This window comes from Microbacterium sp. M, assembly GCF_045181065.1.
In the GTDB taxonomy this organism is placed as follows: domain Bacteria; phylum Actinomycetota; class Actinomycetes; order Actinomycetales; family Microbacteriaceae; genus Microbacterium.
This window is the reverse complement of record NZ_CP173721.1, coordinates 2,761,400-2,779,163: the sequence shown is the minus strand read 5'-3', so window position 1 is coordinate 2,779,163 and position 17,764 is coordinate 2,761,400. Positions and strand designations below refer to the sequence as shown.

Sequence of the window (17,764 nt, the reverse complement as noted above, 5' to 3'; positions counted from 1 at the left end):
GCCCGCCTTCTGCGCGGGCGCGATCCGGCGTACTCCGGCCGCTGGCCGTGGTGACGAGAAGAGCCCTTTCTTGATCTCTCACCTCGGAGTATTCGATGCCTTTTCCCCTCTATCTGCTCGCCCTGGCGGTCTTCGTCATGGGCACCTCGGAATTCATGCTCGCGGGACTCATCCCCGCAGCAGCAGCCGACCTCGACGTCACGATCGGCGTCGCGGGGCTGCTGACCTCCGCGTTCGCCGTCGGCATGGTCGTCGGTGCGCCGCTCATGGCTGCTTTCGCACGCCGTTGGCCACCGCGGCTCACCCTGCTCGGGTGCCTGCTCGCTTTCGCCGGATGCCATGCGATCGGCGCCCTGACGCCGGACTTCTCCGTGCTGCTCGTCACCCGCGTGCTCAGTGCCGTGGCGACCGCCGGTTTCCTGGCGGTCGCGCTGAGCACGGCGACCGCGCTCGTGGCGCCAGAGCGGAAAGGACGCGCGTTGTCCGTCCTGCTCGCCGGCACGACGATCGCCACCGTCGCCGGCGTCCCGGCCGGCGCGCTCATCGGTGGGGCGCTGGGCTGGCGCGCGACGTTCTGGGCGATCGCGCTGCTGTGCATTCCCGCCGCGCTCGGGGTCATCCTCGGCATCCCGAACGAGCGCCGAGCGCACGGCGACGGCACGCCGACCCTCCGCGCCGAGCTCGGCGTACTGGCCTCGCCGCGGCTCATCCTCGCGATGACGCTCGGCGCCATGATCAACGCCGCGACGTTCGCGGTCCTGACCTTCCTGGCACCCGTCGTGACCGAGACCGCAGGGCTGCCCGAGGTGTGGGTCCCCGTCGTCCTGGTGATGTTCGGCGGCGGGTCGTTCCTCGGCGTCACCATCGCCGGACGGCTGTCGGATCGTCGGCCCGGTCTCGTGCTGGCGGTCGGGGGACCGCTGCTCCTGGTCGGCTGGGTCGTCCTGGCGTCGACGGCCGCCTGTCCGGTGCCGCTGATCGTGATGGTCTTCGTGCAGGGGATGCTGTCGTTCGGCGTCGGCAGCACTCTGATCACGCGGGTGCTGTACGCCGCCGCAGATGCACCGTCCATGGGCGGTTCCTACGCCACAGCCGCACTGAACATCGGTGCCGCGGCGGGGCCCGTGCTCGGAGCGATCGCGCTGGCCGGCTGGCGGGTTCCGACCGCGCCGATCTGGGTCGCCGGGATGCTGGTGACGACCGCCCTGGTCATCATCGGCGCGACTCGATTCGCACGCCGCAGGCACGGCGCACCCGCGACACGGTGACGCCGCGGCGGCTCGTCACGGCACGTCATGAGCCGTCGCGGGCCGCCGACCCCCACTCCTCGAGAATCCCGACCAGCACCCGTGACGTCGCGTCCGGCGCATCCCACGTGACGATGTGTCCGGCATCCGGAACGACATGCTCCGTGACGCCTTCCGCCTTCGCCCAGTGGGGCATCGCACTCGCGATGTTCCCCGTGCGATCCAGCGCGCCGCGCACGAGCGCGAGCGGAACCGGCGTGCGATACGCGGGGTCGGGATCCACGAACGACACGGTGGCGCGCCAGACATCCAGGAACACGGGCTTGGGCATCCGGGCGAACGTCGCCTCGGTCCGTGCGATCGCGTCCGCAGTCACGGCCGAGGCCCGAGCCATCAGACCAGGGAGCCGTTGCGCGGGCACCAACGCCAGCGACGGTGCCGCCAGGCGCAGCGCGAGCCGTTCCCACCACGCGAGCGGACCAGCGTTCCAGGTCGAGTCGATCACGATGAGGCCCGCGGTGCGGTGCGGATTCGCGCGCACGAACGCCTGAACGAGGTTGCCGCCGAGAGAATGCCCCACGAGCACCGCCCGATCCACCCGGCACTCGTCCAGCAGCGCGGACAGATCGTCGAGCGCATCGGATGCCGCGAAGCGGGATGCCGCGGTGAGCGTCGATTCGCCATGACCCGGAAGGTCCCACGCGATGACGCGGAAACCCGCATCCGTGAGCGCCGCCGCCTGGGCAGCGAACATGGTCCGATCCATCCCCGCGCCATGACACAGCACGACCGGAAGACCGCCCCCGCCGGAGTCCTCGAAGGCGATCTCGGCGTGCGGACGGACCAGCCGGCGCGTCGTCATGCGGCCGCGCCGACAAGGGCGAACAGCGCTTCGGTCGCGCCGGAGGGGTACAGCGGCCGCGCTCCCTCGCGCAGGCCGCCGATGGGCACCCATCTCACGGGCGAGCCTTCATCGAGGACGTGCAGTTCGGCATCCAGCGGCAGCGCGTCCAGCGATGCGCAATCGACGGCGAAGATGTGCGCGATCTCGTGTCCGGGCGAACCCTCGTAGGTGAAGATGTTCTCGGCCACGGCCAGCAGCTGCGAATCCTCCACAGTGACGCCCAGCTCCTCCAGGAACTCTCGGCGCAGCGCTTCATCCGCACGTTCCCCGAATTCGATGCCGCCGCCGATCGCGCGGTAGAAGTCGATTCCGATCGACTCGTCCCGACCGAACAGGACCAGGACGTGGCCGTCCTTCACGGACAGACCGACACTGATGTTGCGGATCGCGGGCATATGACGACCCTACGGCCCCGACCCCTCGTCCCGGATCGTTCGAGGGAATACCCTGACGTCCACGGGCGCTGTGTCCTGAGCACGTTCGCGGACAGCCACGCGGCGGCAGAGGTGGTGGGGTCATATGGAAGGTCTCGAGATCACGGTCCTGCTCGGGCTGACGATCCTGGTGGGGACGATGCTTGCGCCGAGATTGCGCCTTGCACTGCCGCTCCTGCTGGTGGTGTTCGGCCTGCTGCTGGGATTCGTCCCCGCTCTGCGCGAAGTGCAGCTCCCGCCGGAGACCGTGCTGCTGCTGTTCCTGCCCGTGATGCTCTTCTGGGAGAGCCTCACCACCTCGTTGCGGTCGATCCGTCGCGACTTCCGCTACATCCTGCCCATGAGCACTCTGCTCGTGGTCGCCTCGGCCTTCGCGGTCGCTGGCATCGCCGTGCTGTTCGGGATGCCGTGGGAGATCGCCCTCATTCTCGGAGCAGCCGTCGCACCACCGGATGCGACAGCCGTGGCCGCCCTCGGGCGACTGCTCCCGCGACGCAGCTTCATGAAGCTGAAGGCGGAGAGCCTGACCAACGACGGCACGGCCCTCGTCCTGTACGCCATCGCCGTGTCCCTCGCTGTCGGCGGGCAGGTGACGCCGCTGTCGGTCACCTGGACGGTCATCGTCTCGTACATCGGGGGCATCGCGACCGGCGTCGCGGTCGCCGCGGCAGCCTGGCTGCTGCTGCGGCGGGTGCGGACGACGATCACGATCAATGTCGCGTTGCTGCTGGTGCCGTTCACCGCCTTCCTGATCGCCGAGATGATGCACGCCTCCGGCGTGCTCGCCGTCGTCGTAGCCGGCCTGATCGCGGCCTACATCAGTCCGCAGATCAGCACGGCAGCCTCGCGCAGGCAGGCCGAGGCGGTCTGGCCGTTCGGCGTGTTCCTGCTCAACGGCGCCCTGTTCGTGCTCATCGGACTCGAGGTGCAGTGGGTCGTGCACCAGACCTCCCTACGCGAAGTGGGCAGGCTCGTGCTGATCACCCTCGCGGTCTGGGCGACCCTGTCGATCGTGCGATTCCTCTTCCAGCTCCTCTCGGTGCCGTTCCAGCGTCTGGGCGGTGGGACCGTGCATCCACGCGGCTTGCGCACCAGAGCGCAGCTCGTCAGCACGGTCGCCGGGATGCGAGGAGCCGTGTCCCTGGCGATCGCACTGTCCGTTCCGCTGACCACATCGGCGGGTGCGACGCTCGAAGGCCGGAACGAGATCATCTTCGTCACGGCGGGTGTGATCCTGCTCAGTCTTCTCGTGCAGGGGCCGCTCCTGCCCGCCATCGTGCGCTGGGCCGGATTCCCCGCGGATCACGCCGAGGACGAGGAGTACGAGCTCGCCGAGCGCGCGATCTCGGGTGCTGCGATGTCGGCACTGGACGTGCTCGCCGCCGAGCACGGCATCAGCGACGACGTCAGGGATCGGATCCGCCGTGACGGCTACGAGGCTCTCGAGCTGGCGAACGCCCGCGCGATGGCGAGAGAACGTGCGGTGATCGATGCCGAAGTCGGGGCGATGGAGGACATGCTGGCGGCGCCCGATCCGCTCGCACCCGGTCCGGCAGCGCAGGACGATCTCGGGGAACCCGACCCCGCAGGCGCCGCGGGAGCGGAGCGGCGTGACGGCGTGACCCTGCAGATGGTGGCGACATCGACCGACGTCGACGTGATGCAGCGCTCGCCGCTCGTGCGGCACGATCAGTACTCCCGCCTGAAGCTGGTGCTGCTGGATCACAAGCGCGAGGTGCTGTTCGGCCTCCGACGCGCCGGGACCGTCGACGACGTCGTGGTGCGGCGCCTCTCCGCGCGGCTCGATCTCGAGCAGGTGCGCCTGCAGGGCATCGAGGACATCGACTGAGCCGACCTCGACGTGACACACGTCATGTCGAGGTCGTGACATCGCCCTCCGGCATCCGCTCGGCCGCGCGGCCACGCTGGAAGCATGCACACGATCACTCAGGCGCAGCCGGCGCCGACCCGCACGACCGACGGCGCGGTCATCGACCTCGCCGGGGTCCGCCGCCACTTCGGACACGGTGCCAGGCGCGTCCAGGCGGTCGACGACGTGACCCTCACGGTCTCGCGCGGCGAGGTCGTCGCGCTGCTCGGCCCGAACGGCGCCGGGAAGACGACCACTCTCGACATGCTCATGGGGCTGTCCGATCCCAGCGAGGGCATCGTCCGCGTGCTCGGCGAGCGCCCGGAACAGGCGACGGCGCGCGGTGCCATCGCCGCCGTGCTCCAGACCGGTGGCCTGCTGTCCGACCTCACCGTCCGTGAGACCGTGAGCCTGGTCGCATCCCTGCACGGCCGCGCGGCACTGACCCGCGTGCCCGAGGTGCTCGAGCGCGCCGATCTCACCGGTCTCGCCCGCCGCCGCGTGGCGAAGTGCTCCGGCGGCGAGCAGCAGCGCATCAAGTTCGCTCTCGCACTGGTCGCCGACCCCGACATCCTCGTCCTCGACGAGCCCACAGCCGGCATGGACGTGACGGCCCGCCGTCACTTCTGGGATGTCATGCGCTCGGATGCTGCGGCCGGCCGCACGATCGTCTTCGCCACGCACTACCTCGAAGAGGCCGAGCAGTTCGCCCATCGCACCGTCGTCATGCATCGGGGCCGCGTGGTCGCCGATGCGCCGACAGCGCAACTGCGCGCCGGCCTCGGAGCCAGGCTGGTCTCCGCCACCCTGCCGGCCGGTGCGGATGCCGCGGACGCCGTCCTCGCGGCACTGCGCGAGCACGACAGCGTCGCCGACCTGCGCCGCGACGCCGATCGCGTGAGCCTGCGCGCACTCGACTCCGACGCCATCGCGGGGATGCTGCTCGCCGCCGGAGTCAGTGATCTGGAGATCACAGCCCCCACCCTCGAAACCGCCTTCACGGCCCTCACGGAGGACTGACCATGCTGATCTCACCGACCATGCTGCGCATCGAGGGCGTCCGCCAGCTGCGCAACCCCTACACGCTCGCGTTCACGCTGACGATGCCGGTGGTGATGTACCTGCTGTTCGGAGGAGCTGCCGCGTACGGCGGTCAGTCCGCCGGACACGGGAACGTCTCCTTCTACGTGATGGTGTCGATGGCGGCCTACGGCACGGCCGTCGCCATGAGCTCGCTGACCTCGCTCGCCGCCGCCGAGGCGAAGCAGGGCTGGGGGCGTCAGCTCGCCATGACCCCGCTCAGCACCGCCGGATACGCGGCGACCAAGCTGATCACGGCCGTGGCCTTCGCCGCGCTCGCCGTGGTCGCGGTCTTCACCGCAGGCCTGCTCACCGGCGCCGAAGCCGACGACGTCTGGCGCTGGGCGGCATGCGCCGGGATCATCCTCGGAGTCGGCCTGATGTACGGGCTCTACGGCCTGGGGGTCGGGCTGTTCTTCAACTCCGATTCGGCCGCGGCACTGGCATCGATCTCGCTGACGCTCTTCGCCTTCTTCGGCAACGTGTTCATGCCGCTGAACGGGGTGATGCTCGACATCGCCCGCTTCACGCCGCTGTACGGGTACGTCGCGCTGAGCCGCTGGCCGCTGACGGACGGCGCGCTGACCACGGGGCAGAGCGATCCGCTGTGGGCGGTTCTGCTGAACATCGCCGTATGGTTGCTGGTCTTCGTGCTGCTGGTGTTCGCCGGGGTGCGCCGCGCGCGCTCGCGCCGTTGACGTGGCAGGGTGTGAACCGTGACCAGTGAGAGACCCGACGCGGCGAAGAATCCGTGGGAGCGCTTCTCCGTGGTGATGGCCCTCATCTGGCTGGTCTTCCTGATCTACCCGGTGGTGGCGCTGGTGCGGTCCGAGGCGGCGTCGGGGTGGATCGTCGTCGGCTGGGCCGCGCTCGTGCTGTTCATCGTGCTGTACGTCGTCGGGGCCGTCCGCGGCGTGCGCAGCGACACCCCGATCGGTTCACCGGTCGGGGCGGCACCGTGGCTGTTCTATACGGGGCTGATCGTCTGCGCCCTGCTCTCGGTCCCCGCCGAGGGCGGCGCCGCGCTGAGCTTCCTGCCGTTCATCATGTCGTTCGCCGCTTTCGGCCTGACCCGCACCTGGCACTGGATCACGTCCTCCGCGTCTCTCATCATCGCGGCCCTGTTCGTCTTCCTCGCCCCCGGCGGCATCGGCTTCGTCACCGTCCTCATCATCATCGCTCTGCTCGCCGTCATGAACACGGTGTCGACGTCACTGATCAGGCGCTCAGCCGAAGCCGAGCAGCTCGGGCTCGAACTGGCCACGAGCGAGGGGCGCGAAGCCGTGGCCCGCGACGTGCACGACCTGATCGGGCATTCGCTGACCGTTGTGGGCTTGAAGTCGCAGCTCGCGAGGCGCCTGATCGATTCCGATCCGGAGCGGGCCAAGGCCGAACTCGCGGACATCGAATCCCTCACAGCCGAGGCGATCGCCGGCGTCAGGGCGACGGTGTCCGGCGCGCGGACGGTCACGCTGGACGAGCAGCTCGCCGCGAGCGGAGACGCGCTGCGCGCGGCGGGCGTCGATCTCGCGGTGGACGGCGATCCTGCTGCGCTTTCACCGGCACAGGCGCTCACCGCGACCTGGATCCTCCGAGAGGCCACGACCAACGTGCTGCGCCATGCCGAAGCATCCCTCGTCCGAGTGCGCGTCGCCGCAGGGCACTTGTCCATCGCGGACGACGGTCGGGGGCGCGGCGACCGCGAGGGCAACGGCGTCCGAGGCATGCGCGAACGCGCAGCGGCTTCAGGAGCGCAGTTCCGGTTCGACGCCGACCCGGCCGGCGGCACGGTGGTGGAGGTGACGTGGTGAGCGACAGCATCCGATTGGTGATCGCCGACGACCAGGCCCTGGTCCGCGGCGCCCTCGCCGCACTGCTCGAACTCGAAGGAGACCTCGTGGTCGTCGGTGCCGCAGCGGACGGCGATGAGGCCGTGCGGCTGGTGCGCGAGCACGCGCCTGATGTCTGTCTGATGGACATCCAGATGCCCGGAACCGACGGCATCGACGCGACCAGACGGATCCGAGAGGCCGGCCCCGCCACGCGGGTACTGATCGTCACGACCTTCGCACGGCCCGGCTACCTGCGCCAGGCTCTGGATGCCGGGGCGAGCGGGTTCGTCGTGAAGGACACCCCTGCCGAGCAGCTCGCCGACGCCGTCCGCCGGGTGCACGCGGGACAGCGCGTCCTCGATCCGGTGCTCGCGGAGGAGAGCCTGTTCACCGGGACGAGCCCGCTCAGCGAACGCGAACGCCAGGTGCTGCGGCTCGCGGTGGACGGCCGGTCGGCCGCGGCGATCGCGTCAGAGGTGTTCCTCTCCGTCGGGACCGTGCGCAATCACCTGTCGTCGGCGATCGGCAAGACCGGGGCCGCGAACCGCGCACAGGCCGTGCGCATCGCGCAGGACAACGGCTGGATCTGAGCCCGTCAGGAGTTCACGCGGATGATCTCCTGCTGGTACGGCGCGATCACGTCGCCGGAGATGCGCAGGTCCAGCAGCAGGAAGCGCCGGGACGTGGCATTCTCTGCGGCCCACGAACCGAGCCGGTCGAGGTCCGCCAACGTGCGCACGACCACGCCTTCGGCTCCGACGGCCGCGGCGAACGCGGCGAAATCCACCTCGGGGATGCGCATGGGCTCCTCGGCGAGGCCCTTCAATCCGTAGAGATTCACCTCTGCGCCGTACGCGGCGTCGTTCCAGACCACGGCGCAGCCGCGCCCGCCGGCGGCGCGGACAGCGGACTCGAGATCCGCGATCGCCATGAGGCCGCCGCCGTCACCGGAGGTGAGCACGATCGTGGCCTCCGGACGCGCGAGCGCGGCACCGACGACACTGGGCCAGCCCTGACCGATCGCCTGGAAGGCGGTGCCGACCATCATCATGCGATCGGGCGAGGCCACGGGCCAGTACATGTTCGCCCAGCCGATGAAGTGACCGCCGTCCGAGACGACCACACGGTCCTCGGGAAGCAGCTCGGCGATCCGGCGTGCGGCCGAACGGGGGTCGAGGCGGCCGTCGGGTGCGAGATCGTCGCCGGGCGCGTAGGCGCGAGCGGCGGTCATGTCGACCGATTCGCGCCACGACAGCGCCGACGCGGATCTCGCAGAATCGCGCGCATCCCGCAGGACATCACCGGATTCCTGCGAGATCCGTGTCGTTCTGCGAGATGCGTGCGCCGCGGCCACGCGTGCCACGAGCCTCTCCGCCACCAACCGTGCATCGCCGCGCACGAAACCGCCGACGTGCGCGTGCGTCGCCGCCGGCGCGACGTCCACCTGATACACCCGGGCACCGGGGGAGAACAGGGCGCCGAAGCGCATCGTGAACTGGTTCAGCGACGCGCCGAACACGACGGCGACATCCGCCTTCGCGATCAGCTCCATCGCGCCGTCGGCTCCGAACCCGCCCGTCACGCCGAGATCGAATTCGCCACGGGGGAAGATCCCTCGACCGAGGGCGGTGGATGCCGTGAGAGCACCGGTCTCATCCGCGAGTCGTCCCAGTGCCTCGCCGGCGTCGGCGAGCCAGGCACCGCGCCCGGCCAGCAGGAACGGCCGCTCGGCGTCGCGCAGCGCTGAGGCGATCTCGTCCAGCATCCCGTCGGCGAACGCACCGGCCGGTGCGAGCGGCTCCGGCAGGCGGAGCCCGCCGGCATCCGACGACGACGAGACCTCCAGCGCCGCCACGTCGTAGGGGATCGCCAGCACGACGGGGACGCGGTACTTCAGCGCGTGCTCGATGGCGATGACGGTGGTCGCCGCGGCATCCGTGCGTCCGACCGTGTAGGTGCGGGCTCCGACGGCGGAGGCGAGTGCGATCTGGTCGACGTCCCAGGGGCGAGGGCCGGATGTCGGTTCGTCGCCGACCACGAGGACGAGCGGGATCCGCGCCTGGACGGACTCCGCCAGCGCGGTCAGGGTGTTCGTGAAGCCTGCGCCGTACGTGGCTGTTCCGGCGGCGATCCGCCCTGATGCGCGATAGTGCGCGTCCGCGGCGACGACGGCGCCCTGTTCGTGCCGTACGGCCGTGAAGACGGCGGAGGTCCGCGTCTCGATGGCATCGAGGAAGTAGGCGTTCCCGTTGCCCATCACGCCGAAGACGGCGTCGATGTGCTGGGCGAGGGTGAGGGCGACGTGAGAGGACACGGTGGGCATGCGAAGACCTTTCGACACGGACGGAGAGCGAGGTTCCGTATGTGTCTCGCCCCGCCGCGTCTTCGCTGCGGGCTTCGTGCCCCTTTTTCGGGCACCGGCGTCGGATGCCGGACACCATGAGCTTATCTCCGACGCGCGTACGACGCGATGCCGTAACGTCGGCGAAACCGTCGCAGGGAAACATGCCCTCATGGAGTCGCTGTTCACCGGATATGCCACGGGCCGGATCCGACAGGGGACCGCGCCGTGGGATGAGATGTTCCCCGCCGGCGCGGTACCGGGCGGTGCCGAGGTCCGCGCCTCGTACCGCGACATGTACCCGGCGCTGGCGCGGATGGACGACGCGGAGCTGCGCGCGAGGACCGAGGCGCTCGCGAGCTCCTATCTCGCGCAGGGCGTGACGTTCGACTTCGCCGGCGAGGAGCGGCCGTTCCCGCTCGACGTCGTCCCGCGGGTGATCGCCGCGGACGACTGGTCGTACGTCGAGGCCGGCGTCGTGCAGCGCGTGAAGGCGCTCGAGGCGTTCCTCGCCGACGTGTACGGTGCGCGCGCCGCCGTGCGCGACGGCGTCATCCCGGCATCGCTGATCAGCTCGTCGTCGCACTTCCACCGTGCGGCGGCCGGGATCGTCGGCGCCAACGGCGTGCGCATCCATGTCGCGGGCATCGACGTCATCCGCGACGAAGCAGGGGCGTGGCGGGTACTCGAGGACAACGTACGAGTGCCCAGCGGCGTCAGCTACGTGCTCGCGAACCGGCAGGTGATGGCGCAGACGCTGCCCGAGTTGTTCACGAGCCTGCGGGTGCGGCCGGTGGTGGACTATCCGAGTCGGCTGCTGCAGGCGCTGCGCGCCGCGGCACCGCACGGCATCGAGCATCCGACGGTCGTGGTGCTGACGCCCGGAGTGCACAATTCCGCCTACTACGAGCACACGCTGCTGGCGCGGATGATGGGCGTCGAACTCGTGGAAGGGCGCGACTTGTTCTGCTCCGGCGGCCGGGTCTGGATGCGCACCACGGCCGGCCCGACGAGGGTCGACGTCATCTACCGCCGCGTCGATGACGAGTTCCTCGATCCGCAGCACTTCCGTCCGGACTCCGTGCTCGGAGCACCCGGTCTCATGCTCGCCGCCCGCCTGGGCAATGTCACGATCGCGAATGCCGTCGGCAACGGGGTCGCCGACGACAAGCTCGTCTACACCTATGTGCCCGAGCTGATCCGCTATTACCTGGGGGAGGAGCCGCTCATCCCGAATGTCGACACGTGGCGCCTGGAGGACCCGGATGCTCTCGAGGAGGTGCTCGACCGCCTGGACGAACTCGTCGTCAAACCCGTGGACGGGTCGGGCGGCAAGGGGCTGGTCGTGGGGCCGGATGCCTCGAAGAAGACCCTGGACGAGCTGCGTCGCTCCCTTCGGGCCGACCCGAGGGGATGGATCGCGCAGCCGGTCGTTCAGCTCTCCACGATTCCGACGCTCGTCGAGGACGGCTTCCGCCCCCGCCATGCCGATCTGCGCCCTTTCGCGGTGAACGACGGCGATGGCGTCTGGGTGCTCCCAGGAGGCCTCACAAGGGTGGCGCTGCCGGAGGGGCAGTTGGTCGTGAACTCCAGCCAGGGCGGCGGGTCGAAGGACACCTGGGTGCTGGATCCGTCGCTGCTCACCGCGCCGACCTCGATCGTGGCCGGCGTCGACGCGGCATCCGATGAGGTCTCGCTCGCGACCGGAGCGATCTCCGTCGTCGGTGCGATCAGGGACGAACCGCATACGCCGTTCCGGTCATCGCCTCAGGACGAGGACCTCGAACTGCGCCACCACCAGCAGCAGCAACAGCAGCAGCAGCAGGCCGGGGAGGTGCCGCCATGCTGAGTCGCATCGCCGAGGCGCTGTTCTGGATCGGCCGGTACGTCGAACGGGGCGACGGCACGGCCCGCATCCTCGATGTGCACCTGCAGCTTCTGCTCGAGGACCCTTGGGTCGACGAGGACACCGCCTGCCGTGCGCTGCTGTCCGTGATGGGCACGACGGTCGACTCGGGCCGGGTGCTCGGTCGGGACGACGTGGTGAGCATGCTGGCGCTGGACCGTGAGCACGCGGCATCCATCGCGCACTCCGTCGCCTCCGCACGCGAGAACGCGAGGAGGGCGAGGGAGATCATCTCGACCGATCTGTGGGAGACCCTGAACGAGACGAACGCCAGGATGCCGAGGCGTGTGGCTTCGGATCGCACGCACCCGTTCTTCCGGTGGGTGCGCGACCGATCGGCGCTCGCGTTCGGCGTCGTGGACTCCTCGACCAGCCGCGACGAGGCATGGCACTTCTTCTCGCTCGGACGTGCGATCGAACGCGCCGACATGACGGCACGCCTGCTCGCGACGCGCTCGCTCACTGAGGCCGGTGGGCCCAGCTGGACGACGCTGCTGCGCAGCTGCGGCGCGTATGAGGCGCACCTGCGCAGCCACAGAGCAGTGCCGACGGCGGCATCGGCGGTGGAGTTCCTGCTGGTCGATCGGCTGTTCCCCCGATCGGTGCTCTCCAGTGTCCTGCAGGCCGAGGAGTGCCTGCGCGGCATCGACCCCGCCGTCGCGTTCGGCAGCGTCGACAGAGCGCAACGGGTGCTGGGACGGCTGCGTTCCGAACTGGAGTACCGGCCGATCGGAGACATCGTGCGGCAACTGTCCGAGAGCATGGAGGAGGTCCAGGTGAGCGTCTCGATGGCGAGCGATGCGATCAGGGAGCGCTACTTCCCCTCGATCGCGATGCCGGTCTGGATCGGGGAGGCGCTGTGAGCCGCCTGCGCATCGTGCACCGCACGGGGTTCGCGTACGACGCGCCGGCGACGGCGTCGTACAACGAGGCGCGGATGCTGCCGCATTCGCGCGAAGGGCAGTTCGTGCTGCAGGCGTCGTTGGAGATCTCGCCGGCTGCGACTCAGCACTCGTACGTCGACCACTTCGACACGAGGGTGTCGACTTTCGAGGTGCTCACCCCGCACCAGGAACTCGCCGTCACGGCGACGAGTGTCGTGGATGTGCGACCGGCCGCGCTCGCCGAGGTCGATTTCGGGTGGGACGAGCTCGCGGCCTGCGTCCCGACATCGCTCGAGCTCGCGGAGTTCCTCGAGCAGACTCCGGCGACCGAGCCGGACGACGAGATGCTCGCCATGGCGGCCAGGATGCGCGCGGCCGGCGTTTCGCCGGATGTCACGGCGCGCGAGATCTGCCGCACGATCGGCAAGGACATGGAGTACCGCAGCGGCGTCACAGGGGTGAACTCGACGGCGCGCGACGCGTGGCCGACGCGCTCGGGCGTCTGTCAGGACATCGCGCATGTCGCGCTCGGCGTGCTCCGCGCCGCCGGCATCCCCGCCCGGTACGTCTCCGGCTATCTGCATCCGGATGCTGCGGCCCCCGTCGGCCAGCCCGTGATCGGGGAGTCCCACGCGTGGGTCGAGTGGTTCGCGGATGAGTGGCGCGGATACGATCCGACGAACCTCATGGAGATCGGCGAATCGCACGTGTATGTCGGACACGGACGCGATTACGGCGATGTGGCTCCGTTGCGCGGCGTGTACGCGGGACCGAGCGGGTCGGAGCTGTTCGTGTCGGTCGAAGTGACGCGGTTAGAGTGAGTGCTTCGGCTATGAGGGGGACGACAGTGACTGACGCTGCGATCGAACGCGAGACGCTCACCTGGGACGGGTTCGGTGAGGCGACGCGTGAACTCGCCAGGCGGATCGTCGAGAGCGGATTCGAACCAGAGGTGGTCGTCGCGATCGCCCGCGGCGGTCTGCTGCCCGCCGGCGCGATCGCCTACGGACTCGGTGCCAAGAACTGCGGCGCCATCAACGTCGAGTTCTACACCGGCATCGGCACCGTCCTGGACACGCCTGAGGTGCTGCCGCCGGAGCTGGACATGGCGTACCTGGTCGGACGCCGCGTGCTGCTCGTCGACGACGTCGCCGACTCAGGCCGCACACTCGCCCTGGCAGCGCACCTGCTGGTGGACATCGGCGCCGAGGTGCGCTCGGTCACCATCTACACGAAGCCCTCCACGATCATCCAGCCGGACTACGCCTGGAAGGACACCGATCTGTGGATCGACTTCCCGTGGTCCTTCAAGGGGACCGTGCGCGAAGAGGATCAGGGCCTTCAGCCGACAGCGTGACATCGTCGAGTCCGAGCAGGCTCTATCGTGATGGCATGCACACTGCCGACGCGACTCGCGTTCCCCTCTGGTTGAGCCGATTCGTCCGGCGCCCGGGGGAGACCACCATCTCGCTCGAGGCCGTCGCTCTGCTCGTCGGCGCCGGGTTCTTCGTCCTCGCGTTCCCGATCTCCTGGGTCGTCTTCTGGGGACGCACGCTTGAGATCACCGGCCCTGGGTCGATCGGGACGTACGCGTCCGTCGGCGGGGCCGTCGTGGCGATCCTCGCGGTCCTGCTGGCGCGCATCGGTGTGCGCTCGCGCGGCGAGCGACCGGTCGTGCGCGCCGACGGACTCGCCCTGCCTGATGTGCATGTGCGCTGGTACGAGAGCGCGGCGATCGCGCTCGCCTACGCCGTGACCGCTCTGCTCGGGTGGGAGGGCATCGCGGTGCTGCTGTCGCGGAGCTTCACCGGCGCTCCGGTGTTCGCGTTCCCCGGCGCGATCCTCGTCGCGGTCGCCTTCGCGCTGACCGCCTATGTCTGCTACCTCAGCGCCGCGACGCTCACGCCGATGTCGCTGTCGCTCGTGCTCGCGATCTTCCTCGTGGTCGGCGCGTTCGCGAGCATGCTGACCGCCACCGACCCGCTCTGGTGGCAGGACAATCTGTCTGCGCTGGGGATGTCGAGCAACGCGTCGGCATGGATCTTCAACGGCACGCTCATCGTCGCCGGCACCATCGTCACCACGATCGGCCGGTACGCGACAGCACAGCTGCCCGTCGCCACACGGGAGCAGCAGCGAGGACGACGTCTCGTGCGGATCGCGATGGCGCTCATCGGTCTCTTCCTCGCCTGCGTCGGAATCTTCCCGGTCGACGAGTTCTTCCTCGTGCACAACACGGTGGCGACGGGGATGGCCGTCGCGTTCGCCGCCGTCGTGATCGGACTGCCGTGGCTGCTGCCGACGATCTCCCGAGTCTTCGTCGTCCTCGGCTACATCTACGTCGCGGTGATCGCGATGCTGGGTGTGTTCTTCGCGACGGGCTACTACAACCTGACGGCGGTGGAGCTGATCGCCGCCGTGCTCATCTTCAGTTGGATCATCGTGTTCCTGCGCACGGCCAGCGTCGGGATGCCGGTGGCGGATGCCGCCGCGACGTCCGAGGCGCTCGCCGGCTGACGCGTCAGCGCAGGCCGCGGGTCGCAGCGTGCGTGCGCCGCAGGGCGTCGACCGTGTCGTCGTAGCGGCGCTGGGCGACACCGAGGAACAGGCAGTCGACGACCGCGAGCTGCGCGATCCTGCTCACCATCGCCCCCGCGCGGAACGCCGGCTCTCGTACGGCCGTGAACAACGCGTGCTCGACGGTCTGCGCGAAGCGCGAGTCCTGCGCCGACGTCACGCCGACGGTGGTCGCACCGGCCGCTTTCGCGGTTTCGATGAACCGCAGCGTCTCGACGGTCGTGCCGAGGTGCGAGAACCCGATCGCGACCGTGCGGGGGCTCGACAGCACCGCCGCGCTCACGGCCTCGTGCGCGTCCGAGAGCACCAGGGCGTTGCGGCCGACGCGCAGGAGCTTGTGGCCGAGATCCGCGGCGGTGAAGTGGCTCGCGCCGATGCCGAACAGCAGGATGCGGTCGGCCGTGTCGATCGCATCGACGACGGCGCTCAGGATCGCGAAGTCGAGCCCCGCGATCGTCTCTTCGATCGCGAGCACTTCGAGCGATGCCATGGTGGCGGCGATCTCGGGCAGCGTGTCGTCGACTCCGATCTCGGAGCCGAAGCCGGTGCGCTGCGAGAACTGGGCCGATTCCCGTCCGATCTCGGCGGCCAGCGAGATGCGCAGTTCGGCGTAACCGGTCGCGCCGACGGCGCGGCAGAAGCGCACCACGGACGCGACGGACGTCTCGCAGCGCCGGGCGAGCTCGGTGATCGACAGACGCGTCACGAGTGCGGGGTCGCGACGGATCTCCTCGGCGATGCGGTGCAGCGCGGGGGACAGCGACGGGGACGCCGCGTCGATGCGGGTCTGAATGCTCATGGGTCTCCTCGGCGCCGGTCCTGGCTGAAAGTTCGTTACACCTCTGTCAAGGGAAATGTAGACTATTTTCATGCGCGCAGCGGCCATCGACCTCGGCAAGACACGGTGTCGACTCGTCATCACGGACGCGTCGACGCCGCTCCGCCTCGACGGCGACGGCGCCCCAGGGCTCGCCGCGCCCGGCGGAGTGGATGCCGCGCTGGCAGCGATCCTGCCGTTGCTGAAGGCCGCCGGCGGCACCGTCGACGCCCTCGGTGTGGGTGCTGCCGGGGCCTGGGCCGCGCCGGACGCCGCGCAGCGCCTCGCCGACGAGCTCGCCGCCCGCGTTACGGCGCCGGTGATCGTCGCCTCGGACGTCGTCACCGCCCACGCCGGAGCGGTCGGCGGCGGCGCAGGAGTGCTGCTCATCGCCGGCACCGGGGCGGCCGCTCTCGGGGTGGACGCGGACGGCGTGCGCCTGGTCGACGGCTGGGGGCCGGAACTCGGTGATCTCGGCAGCGGCTCATGGCTCGGTCGCGAAGGCATCCGTGCGGTCCTGCAGGCTGATGCCGGACTCGGATCGGCCACCGTCCTCGCCGACGCGTTGCGGGCGCACATCGCCCCCGACACGGACGTGCACTCCTGGCTGGCCGGTCCCGCACCAACCGCGCGCCGCCTGGCGACCTTCGCGCCGATGGTCCTGGATGCCGCGGCGAGCGAGGATCCCGTCGCACGCGGCATCGCCGGCGACGCGGTGCGGCTGCTCACGGCATCCGCTGCCGCGGCATCCTCATCGACGACCGACGTCGCCCTCCACGGCGGGCTCACCGAGCATGCCTGGTTCCGCGAGGCCCTCGTATCGGCCCTCTCCGCCGCCGCCCGGACGATCGTCCCGGCGCGGGGCGACGCCCTCGACGGCGCGCTGCTGCTGGCGGCGCGCACCGATCTGCCCCACGAAAGGTATCTGCACCGTGCTGGATGACTCCTCCCGTTTCGCCGCGCTGCTCGCCGAGCTGTCCGGACTGACCACCGAGGCGCAGACCGCCGACCGCGGCGATCTCGATCTGCTCGACACGATCGACCTCGTGCGCGCCATGAACACCGAGGATCGTCGCGTGCCGGAGGCCGTGGCGGCTCAAGGCGAGCAGATCGCGCTCGCGGTCGACGGCATCACCGAGCGCTTCCGTCGCGGAGGACGACTGATCTACATCGGAGCGGGCACCGCGGGGCGCATCGGCGTCCTGGACGCCAGTGAATGCCCGCCGACGTTCGGCACCGACCCGTCGATGGTCGTCGGCGTGATCGCCGGCGGCGAGCAGGCCATCCGATCCGCTGTCGAGGATGCCGAGGACGATGAGGAGGCGGCGATCGCCGATCTCGAGCGTCTGTCGCTGGCGCCGGGGGACACCGTCGTCGGGATCTCGGCATCCGGTCGGACGCCGTACGTCGTGAGCGGACTCGTGCACGCGCGTGAGGTCGGCGCGCTGACCGTGGCGATCGCGGCGAACGCCGACTCCGCGATCGGCGCGGCTGCGGAGATCGCGATCGAGGTCGTCACCGGACCGGAATTCATCTCCGGCTCGACGAGATTGAAGTCGGGCACCGCGCAGAAGCTCGTCGTGAACATGCTCACCACGCTCTCGATGATCAAGCTCGGCAAGACCTATCGCGGTGTCATGGTCGACCTGCAGGCGACGAACGAGAAGCTGCGCGTGCGCAGCGTCCGAACGGTGGCGCAGCTGGCCGGCGTCGGGATCGAGGAGGCCGCGGAGGCTCTCGGCCTGGCCGACGGCTCGGTCAAGCTCGCCCTGCTGCTGCTGGCGACCGGAGCGGATGCCTCGGCTGCTGCTCACGCGCTGGCCGAGGCGGGCGGGATACTGCGGGACGCGATCCGCGCTCTGAACTGAGCGA

General features: G+C 69.9%; 17 protein-coding genes. 13 read left to right on the top strand and 4 right to left on the bottom strand.

The features are described 5' to 3' along the window. The first annotated feature begins 95 nt into the window (after window positions 1-95). The gene (locus ACI7YT_RS13785) at window positions 96-1,268 is read left to right on the top strand and encodes a Cmx/CmrA family chloramphenicol efflux MFS transporter (RefSeq protein WP_406246135.1); all 1,173 of its coding nucleotides are present in this window, start codon (window positions 96-98) and stop codon (window positions 1,266-1,268) included. Window positions 1,269-1,293: 25 nt separating this feature from the next. On the opposite strand, the gene ACI7YT_RS13780 is transcribed toward ACI7YT_RS13785, so the two are convergent. Next, window positions 1,294-2,109 (bottom strand): alpha/beta fold hydrolase, encoded by an 816-nt coding sequence (locus ACI7YT_RS13780; protein ID WP_406246133.1) that lies wholly within the window; start codon window positions 2,107-2,109, stop codon window positions 1,294-1,296. Further along, on the bottom strand, window positions 2,106-2,546 hold the full coding sequence (locus ACI7YT_RS13775; RefSeq protein WP_406246131.1) for an NUDIX hydrolase: 441 nt from the start codon (window positions 2,544-2,546) through the stop codon (window positions 2,106-2,108). The genes ACI7YT_RS13780 and ACI7YT_RS13775 overlap by 4 nt, the downstream gene beginning before the upstream one ends. A 124-nt stretch (window positions 2,547-2,670) precedes the next feature. Here ACI7YT_RS13775 and ACI7YT_RS13770 point away from each other — a divergent pair, with 124 nt between their 5' ends. From ACI7YT_RS13770 to ACI7YT_RS13750, 5 genes are all read left to right on the top strand, one after another. Then, window positions 2,671-4,434, top strand: coding sequence for a Na+/H+ antiporter (locus tag ACI7YT_RS13770; RefSeq protein WP_406246129.1), 1,764 nt, complete (start codon window positions 2,671-2,673; stop codon window positions 4,432-4,434). Between the two features lie 84 nt (window positions 4,435-4,518). Continuing rightward, window positions 4,519-5,475 (top strand): ABC transporter ATP-binding protein, encoded by a 957-nt coding sequence (locus tag ACI7YT_RS13765; protein ID WP_406246127.1) that lies wholly within the window; start codon window positions 4,519-4,521, stop codon window positions 5,473-5,475. A gap of 2 nt (window positions 5,476-5,477) precedes the next feature. Then, complete coding sequence (locus ACI7YT_RS13760) at window positions 5,478-6,233, top strand: ABC transporter permease (protein ID WP_406246125.1); 756 nt, start codon at window positions 5,478-5,480, stop codon at window positions 6,231-6,233. 18 nt (window positions 6,234-6,251) lie between these two features. After that, window positions 6,252-7,346, top strand: coding sequence for a sensor histidine kinase (locus tag ACI7YT_RS13755; protein WP_406246124.1), 1,095 nt, complete (start codon window positions 6,252-6,254; stop codon window positions 7,344-7,346). Further along, a complete protein-coding gene (locus ACI7YT_RS13750; RefSeq protein ID WP_406246122.1) occupies window positions 7,343-7,957 on the top strand; it encodes a response regulator in 615 nt (204 codons plus the stop codon). Before ACI7YT_RS13755 ends, ACI7YT_RS13750 begins: the two co-directional genes overlap by 4 nt. 5 nt (window positions 7,958-7,962) lie before the next feature. On the opposite strand, the gene ACI7YT_RS13745 is transcribed toward ACI7YT_RS13750, so the two are convergent. Continuing rightward, window positions 7,963-9,690, bottom strand: coding sequence for a thiamine pyrophosphate-binding protein (locus ACI7YT_RS13745; RefSeq protein ID WP_406246121.1), 1,728 nt, complete (start codon window positions 9,688-9,690; stop codon window positions 7,963-7,965). 190 nt (window positions 9,691-9,880) lie between these two features. Between ACI7YT_RS13745 and ACI7YT_RS13740 the strand changes: the two genes are divergently transcribed. From ACI7YT_RS13740 to ACI7YT_RS13720, 5 genes are read left to right on the top strand one after another with little or no spacing between them, the layout of a single operon-like run. Further along, complete coding sequence (locus tag ACI7YT_RS13740) at window positions 9,881-11,557, top strand: circularly permuted type 2 ATP-grasp protein (protein ID WP_406246119.1); 1,677 nt, start codon at window positions 9,881-9,883, stop codon at window positions 11,555-11,557. Continuing rightward, a complete protein-coding gene (locus tag ACI7YT_RS13735; protein ID WP_406246117.1) occupies window positions 11,551-12,477 on the top strand; it encodes an alpha-E domain-containing protein in 927 nt (308 codons plus the stop codon). Before ACI7YT_RS13740 ends, ACI7YT_RS13735 begins: the two co-directional genes overlap by 7 nt. After that, window positions 12,474-13,319 carry a transglutaminase N-terminal domain-containing protein gene (locus ACI7YT_RS13730; RefSeq protein WP_406246115.1) on the top strand — a complete coding sequence of 282 codons (846 nt, stop codon included), beginning with the start codon at window positions 12,474-12,476 and terminating at the stop codon, window positions 13,317-13,319. Before ACI7YT_RS13735 ends, ACI7YT_RS13730 begins: the two co-directional genes overlap by 4 nt. A gap of 26 nt (window positions 13,320-13,345) precedes the next feature. Then, window positions 13,346-13,855 (top strand): phosphoribosyltransferase, encoded by a 510-nt coding sequence (locus ACI7YT_RS13725; protein WP_406246114.1) that lies wholly within the window; start codon window positions 13,346-13,348, stop codon window positions 13,853-13,855. Window positions 13,856-13,890: 35 nt separating this feature from the next. Beyond that, window positions 13,891-15,015: a DUF998 domain-containing protein gene (locus tag ACI7YT_RS13720; protein WP_406246112.1), complete on the top strand. Its 1,125-nt coding sequence runs from the start codon at window positions 13,891-13,893 to the stop codon at window positions 15,013-15,015. 4 nt (window positions 15,016-15,019) lie between these two features. On the opposite strand, the gene ACI7YT_RS13715 is transcribed toward ACI7YT_RS13720, so the two are convergent. Further along, on the bottom strand, window positions 15,020-15,874 hold the full coding sequence (locus tag ACI7YT_RS13715) for a MurR/RpiR family transcriptional regulator (protein ID WP_406246110.1): 855 nt from the start codon (window positions 15,872-15,874) through the stop codon (window positions 15,020-15,022). Between the two features lie 70 nt (window positions 15,875-15,944). On the opposite strand from ACI7YT_RS13715, the gene ACI7YT_RS13710 reads away from it, so the two are divergent. Together ACI7YT_RS13710 and murQ are read left to right on the top strand one after the other, a co-directional pair. Continuing rightward, complete coding sequence (locus ACI7YT_RS13710; RefSeq protein WP_406246108.1) at window positions 15,945-16,835, top strand: BadF/BadG/BcrA/BcrD ATPase family protein; 891 nt, start codon at window positions 15,945-15,947, stop codon at window positions 16,833-16,835. Further along, on the top strand, window positions 16,825-17,760 hold the full coding sequence (murQ, locus tag ACI7YT_RS13705) for an N-acetylmuramic acid 6-phosphate etherase (RefSeq protein WP_406246106.1): 936 nt from the start codon (window positions 16,825-16,827) through the stop codon (window positions 17,758-17,760). The genes ACI7YT_RS13710 and murQ overlap by 11 nt, the downstream gene beginning before the upstream one ends. The last annotated feature ends 4 nt before the right edge of the window (window positions 17,761-17,764 follow it).

Excerpts from the sequence above, each read along its gene's own strand:
- ACI7YT_RS13720 (WP_406246112.1), top strand. The coding sequence starts at position 13,891 with ATGCACACTGCCGACGCGACTCGCGTTCCCCTCTGGTTGAGCCGATTC.
- ACI7YT_RS13765 (WP_406246127.1), top strand. The coding sequence starts at position 4,519 with ATGCACACGATCACTCAGGCGCAGCCGGCGCCGACCCGCACGACCGAC.
- ACI7YT_RS13710 (WP_406246108.1), top strand. The coding sequence starts at position 15,945 with ATGCGCGCAGCGGCCATCGACCTCGGCAAGACACGGTGTCGACTCGTC.
- ACI7YT_RS13775 (WP_406246131.1), bottom strand. The coding sequence starts at position 2,546 with ATGCCCGCGATCCGCAACATCAGTGTCGGTCTGTCCGTGAAGGACGGC.
- ACI7YT_RS13760 (WP_406246125.1), top strand. The coding sequence starts at position 5,478 with ATGCTGATCTCACCGACCATGCTGCGCATCGAGGGCGTCCGCCAGCTG.
- ACI7YT_RS13740 (WP_406246119.1), top strand. The coding sequence starts at position 9,881 with ATGGAGTCGCTGTTCACCGGATATGCCACGGGCCGGATCCGACAGGGG.
- ACI7YT_RS13770 (WP_406246129.1), top strand. The coding sequence starts at position 2,671 with ATGGAAGGTCTCGAGATCACGGTCCTGCTCGGGCTGACGATCCTGGTG.
- ACI7YT_RS13785 (WP_406246135.1), top strand. The coding sequence starts at position 96 with ATGCCTTTTCCCCTCTATCTGCTCGCCCTGGCGGTCTTCGTCATGGGC.
- ACI7YT_RS13745 (WP_406246121.1), bottom strand. The coding sequence starts at position 9,690 with ATGCCCACCGTGTCCTCTCACGTCGCCCTCACCCTCGCCCAGCACATC.
- ACI7YT_RS13735 (WP_406246117.1), top strand. The coding sequence starts at position 11,551 with ATGCTGAGTCGCATCGCCGAGGCGCTGTTCTGGATCGGCCGGTACGTC.
- ACI7YT_RS13780 (WP_406246133.1), bottom strand. The coding sequence starts at position 2,109 with ATGACGACGCGCCGGCTGGTCCGTCCGCACGCCGAGATCGCCTTCGAG.
- ACI7YT_RS13715 (WP_406246110.1), bottom strand. The coding sequence starts at position 15,874 with ATGAGCATTCAGACCCGCATCGACGCGGCGTCCCCGTCGCTGTCCCCC.